This window comes from Streptomyces sp. NPDC050448 (genome assembly GCF_040655295.1).
Classification (GTDB): domain Bacteria; phylum Actinomycetota; class Actinomycetes; order Streptomycetales; family Streptomycetaceae; genus Streptomyces.
This window is the reverse complement of record NZ_JBFAJR010000099.1, coordinates 1-4,473: the sequence shown is the minus strand read 5'-3', so window position 1 is coordinate 4,473 and position 4,473 is coordinate 1. Positions and strand designations below refer to the sequence as shown.

Sequence of the window (4,473 nt, the reverse complement as noted above, 5' to 3'; positions counted from 1 at the left end):
GCCTCGAAGAACCTCGCCTTCAGCACCTCAAAACCCATGATCCCCGCAACTCCCTGAACTCCAGGGTGTTGCGGGGATCAGTAGAACCGGCCATCCGGGAGAGCGGGGGCTTCGCCGTACGCGGCGCCGTGGTTACTTGGCCTCGGCCTTCAGCAGTTCGGCGAGCTCCTCGTCGGACTCGCGGCCCGGGGTGGGGAGGTCGAACTTCGTGATCGCGAAGCGGAAGACGAAGTAGTAGACCACCGCGAAGCAGAGGCCGATGCCGGCCAGGCCCCACGGGTTGGAGGCGATGCCGAGGTTCAGGCCGAAGTCGACCAGGCCGGCCGAGAAGCCGAAGCCGTCCTTCATGCCCAGCGACCAGGTCAGCGCCATCGAGACACCGGTCAGCACCGCGTGGACCGCGTACAGCACCGGGGCGATGAACATGAACGTGAACTCGATCGGCTCGGTCACACCGGTGACGAAGGAGGTGAGCGCGAGGGAGAACATCATGCCGCCGACGACCTTGCGGCGCTCGGGGCGGGCACAGTGCACGATCGCGAGGCAGGCCGCCGGGAGGGCGAACATCATGATCGGGAAGAAGCCGGTCATGAACTGCCCGGCGCTCGGGTCGCCGGCGAGGAAGCGGGCGATGTCGCCGCTCTTGCCGTTGTATTCGCCCGCCTGGAACCAGGGGAAGGAGTTCAGCAGGTGGTGCATGCCGACCGGGATCAGCGCACGGTTGGCGACACCGAAGATGCCCGCGCCGACGGCGCCGGAGCCGACCAGCCACTCACCGAAGCTGTGCAGACCCGTGCCGAGGACCGGCCAGATGAGGCCGAAGACGATACCGGTGACCAGGCCCGCGAAGGCGGAGAGGATCGGGACGAGGCGGCGGCCGCCGAAGAAGCCCGCCCAGTCCGGCAGCTTGGTCCGGTAGAACTTCTGGTAGAGCAGCGCGACGATGATGCCCATCACGACGCCGCCGAGCACCTTGGCGTCGACCGGCGCCTCCACCTGGACGATCTTGCCGTCGATCACCTTGGAGAGCTTCGGCAGGTTCGAGTCGGTGAACGTGGCCAGTACGTTCTTGAAGACCAGGTAGCCCGTCACGGCGGCAAGGGCGGTCGAGCCGTCGGACTTCTTGGCGAAGCCGATCGCGATGCCGACGGCGAACAGCAGCGCCATGTTGTCGAGGATCGCGCCGCCTCCGGCGGCCATGTAGCCGGCGATCTTGGTGAGGAACGTCGGCAGCGTCGGGTCGCCGAGCATGTCGTCGTTGCCGAGGCGGAGCAGCAGCGCACCGGCGGGCAGCACTGCAACGGGGAGCATGAGGCTCCGGCCGATGCGCTGCATGACGGCCATCACGCCCGCGCCCTTCTTCTTTTCCGCAGCGGTGGCTGTGGACATGAGCTTCCTCCAGAAGGCAAGGCGCCGCCCAGGGGGTGCAAAAGGGGGCTGGCGGCGTCTCAAAATGGGGGTACGCGAGCTCCGGACCGGGCTTGCGTGGTCTACACCAATCCGTGGTGTAGACCAGTTGTAGCATGGTCGGGGATAGATAAGGAACCTTCGATTTCCTGTGGCCTACGCCACATCGCGGCTCGCGAGGGCGAACCCCGCGGAAGCCGGCGGCCGGACAAGCGGAAGGCCCCCGGATCCGTGGATCCGGGGGCCTTGCGCAGCGCGGGAGTTCGTTACGCCTTCGTGTTCTCCGCCTCCATCGCCGCGATCACCTCGTCCGACTCCCGGCCCGGGGTCGGAAGGTTGAACTTCGTGATCGCGAAGCGGAAGACGGCGTAGTACACCACCGCGAAACACAGGCCGATCGGAATGATCAGAGCCGGCTTGGTCGCCAGGCCCCAGTTGATGACGTAGTCGATCAGGCCCGCGGAGAAGGTGAAGCCGTCGTGGACGCCCAGCCCCCAGGTCACCGCCATCGACACACCGGTCAGCAGCGCGTGGACCACGTACAGCGCCGGCGCCACGAAGAGGAACGAGTACTCCAGCGGCTCGGTGATGCCCGTGACGAACGAGGTCAGGGCCACCGACAGCATCAGGCCGCCCACCTCCTTGCGCCGCACCGGCTTCGCGCAGTGGGTGATGGCCAGCGCCGCCGCCGGCAGCGCGAACATCATGATCGGGAAGAATCCGGACAGGAACTGCCCGGCGTCCGGGTCGCCCGCCAGGAACATGTTGATGTCGCCGTGCACTGTCGTCCCGTCCGGCTTGGTGTAGCTGCCGAACTGGAACCACACCGGCACGTTCAGGAACTGGTGCAGGCCGATCACGAGCAGCGCGCGGTTGGCGACGCCGAAGATGCCGGCGCCCCAGGAGCCCAGCCCCACCAGCCAGTCGGAGAAGCTCTCGAGTGCGTCACCGACCGGCGGCCAGATCCACAGGCACACCACGGCGAAGCCGATCGCGACGAACGACATGAGGATCGGGACCAGCCGGCGGCCGTTGAAGAAGCCCAGCCAGTCCACCAGCTTCACCCGGTGGTAGCGCTGCCAGAACCAGGCGGACAGCAGGCCCATGATGATGCCGCCGAACACCCCCGGGTTCTGGTACGTGAACTCCACGAAGGTGTTGTTCGGCCCCAGGCAGCCGCCGCCGATGGTGGTGGTGCCGGTCGGGCAGATGTTGGGGAAGGCGTGCAGCACGCCCCGGTAGACGAGGAAGCCCACCACCGCCGCGAGGGCCGTCGAGCCGTCCGCCTTCTTGGCCATGCCGATCGCGACGCCGATGCAGAAGAGGAGCGGCAGGCCGAGGTCCGGGTTCAGCAGGGCGCCGCCCGCACCCGCCATCACCCTGGCCACGTCCGTCCAGTTCAGGCCATCCTTGCCGAACACGTCAGGCTGCCCGAGCCGGTTCAGGATGCCGGCCGCCGGAAGTACCGCGATCGGCAGCTGCAGGCTCCGCCCCATCTTCTGCAGCCCCTGGAACAGGCCGTTCCACCACCTCGGCTGCGGCGCTGCCGCGGCACTGCTCGCGCTCATCGGCATCCTCCCTGGCAGGCCCGTTTGGGCAGGTGCGTCCCGTGCGGCACACTGGTGTAGACCACTTGTGATGCGATCGCATTCACCCGCCCGGAGGGCAGGCTGCTGCTGATCGTCATCATTCGACAGAAGCCGGACCCGCGCTCGCGTAGCTGGGCCAACAGTGGGTTACCGTGACGAAGCGGACCGCGCTGGCTGGAACAGGGCCGCCGAGACTCGTTCTTCGTAGAACTCAGGGAGAAACACATGGCCACCAAGGCTGAGAAGATCGTCGCCGGGCTCGGCGGCATCGACAACATCGAAGAGGTCGAGGGCTGCATCACCCGCCTGCGCACCGAGGTCATCGACCCCAGCAAGGTCGACGAAGCCGCCCTGAAGGCCGCCGGCGCCCACGGCGTCGTCAAGATGGGCACCGCGATCCAGGTCGTCATCGGCACCGACGCCGACCCGATCGCCGCCGACATCGAAGACATGATGTGAGCTGAGCACCCGCTCGCACACCCGCCGGCGCGGCGCCCCGCACACCCGCCGGCACCCCTCCACGAGACCCCGTCCCGGACGCACCCCGGACGGGGTCTTCGCGCAGGGACATGGCCCCGGGCCCGCACCGACTAGGCTCGGACGCATGTCTCGCATCGACGGCCGTACGCCCGAACAGCTCCGCCCGGTCACCATCGAACGCGGATGGAGCAAGCACGCCGAGGGCTCCGTCCTCATCTCCTTCGGTGACACCAAGGTCTTCTGCACCGCCTCCTTCACCGAGGGCGTCCCGCGCTGGCGCAAGGGCAGCGGCGAAGGCTGGGTCACCTCCGAGTACTCGATGCTGCCCCGCTCCACCAACACCCGCGGCGACCGCGAATCCGTACGCGGCAAGATCGGCGGCCGCACCCACGAGATCTCCCGCCTCATCGGCCGCTCCCTGCGCGCCGTCATCGACTACAAGGCCCTCGGCGAGAACACCATCGTCCTGGACTGCGACGTCCTCCAGGCCGACGGCGGCACCCGCACCGCCGCCATCACCGGCGCATACGTCGCCCTCGCCGACGCCATCGCCTGGGGCCAGCAGAAGAAGCTGATCAAGGCCGGCCGCAAGCCGCTCACCGGCACCGTCGCCGCCGTCAGCGTCGGCATCGTGGACGGAGTCCCGCTCCTCGACCTCTGCTACGAGGAGGACGTGCGCGCCGAGACCGACATGAACGTGGTCTGCACCGGCGACGGCCGCTTCGTCGAGGTCCAGGGCACCGCCGAGGGCGAGCCCTTCGACCGCAAGGAGCTCAACGCCCTCCTGGACCTGGCCGCCGGCGGCTGCGCCGACCTCGAGGCCATCCAGCTCGGCGCCCTCCAGCTCTAGGGGTGTCCGGCGGATCAGGGCCGGATAGCCCGGGCCGCCTGGTGCCGCGCCTTGCCGCGTTGTCGTCGGTCGCCAATACTCCGCATTGGCTCCCTCCTCCGCCTTGCAATCCACGGCACCAGACGACCCGGGCTATCCGGCCCTGAT

Annotated in this window: 4 protein-coding genes; 2 read left to right on the top strand and 2 right to left on the bottom strand. The window is 68.2% G+C overall.

What is annotated here, in order from left to right:
- Positions 1-132: 132 nt before the first annotated feature.
- Positions 133-1,389, bottom strand: coding sequence for a PTS transporter subunit EIIC (locus AB0I68_RS38740; protein WP_363182145.1), 1,257 nt, complete (start codon positions 1,387-1,389; stop codon positions 133-135).
- 284 nt (positions 1,390-1,673) lie between these two features.
- Complete coding sequence (locus tag AB0I68_RS38735; RefSeq protein WP_363182144.1) at positions 1,674-2,975, bottom strand: PTS transporter subunit EIIC; 1,302 nt, start codon at positions 2,973-2,975, stop codon at positions 1,674-1,676.
- A gap of 195 nt (positions 2,976-3,170) precedes the next feature.
- Between AB0I68_RS38735 and AB0I68_RS38730 the strand changes: the two genes are divergently transcribed.
- On the top strand, positions 3,171-3,455 hold the full coding sequence (locus AB0I68_RS38730; RefSeq protein WP_078987119.1) for a PTS glucose/sucrose transporter subunit IIB: 285 nt from the start codon (positions 3,171-3,173) through the stop codon (positions 3,453-3,455).
- A gap of 145 nt (positions 3,456-3,600) precedes the next feature.
- Positions 3,601-4,326, top strand: coding sequence for a ribonuclease PH (rph, locus tag AB0I68_RS38725; RefSeq protein ID WP_352215000.1), 726 nt, complete (start codon positions 3,601-3,603; stop codon positions 4,324-4,326).
- Positions 4,327-4,473 lie beyond the last annotated feature (147 nt).

What these genes read in the sequence shown, in the direction of transcription:
- AB0I68_RS38740 (WP_363182145.1), bottom strand. Translation starts at nt 1,389, where the DNA reads ATGTCCACAGCCACCGCTGCGGAAAAGAAGAAGGGCGCGGGCGTGATG.
- AB0I68_RS38735 (WP_363182144.1), bottom strand. Translation starts at nt 2,975, where the DNA reads ATGAGCGCGAGCAGTGCCGCGGCAGCGCCGCAGCCGAGGTGGTGGAAC.
- rph (WP_352215000.1), top strand. Translation starts at nt 3,601, where the DNA reads ATGTCTCGCATCGACGGCCGTACGCCCGAACAGCTCCGCCCGGTCACC.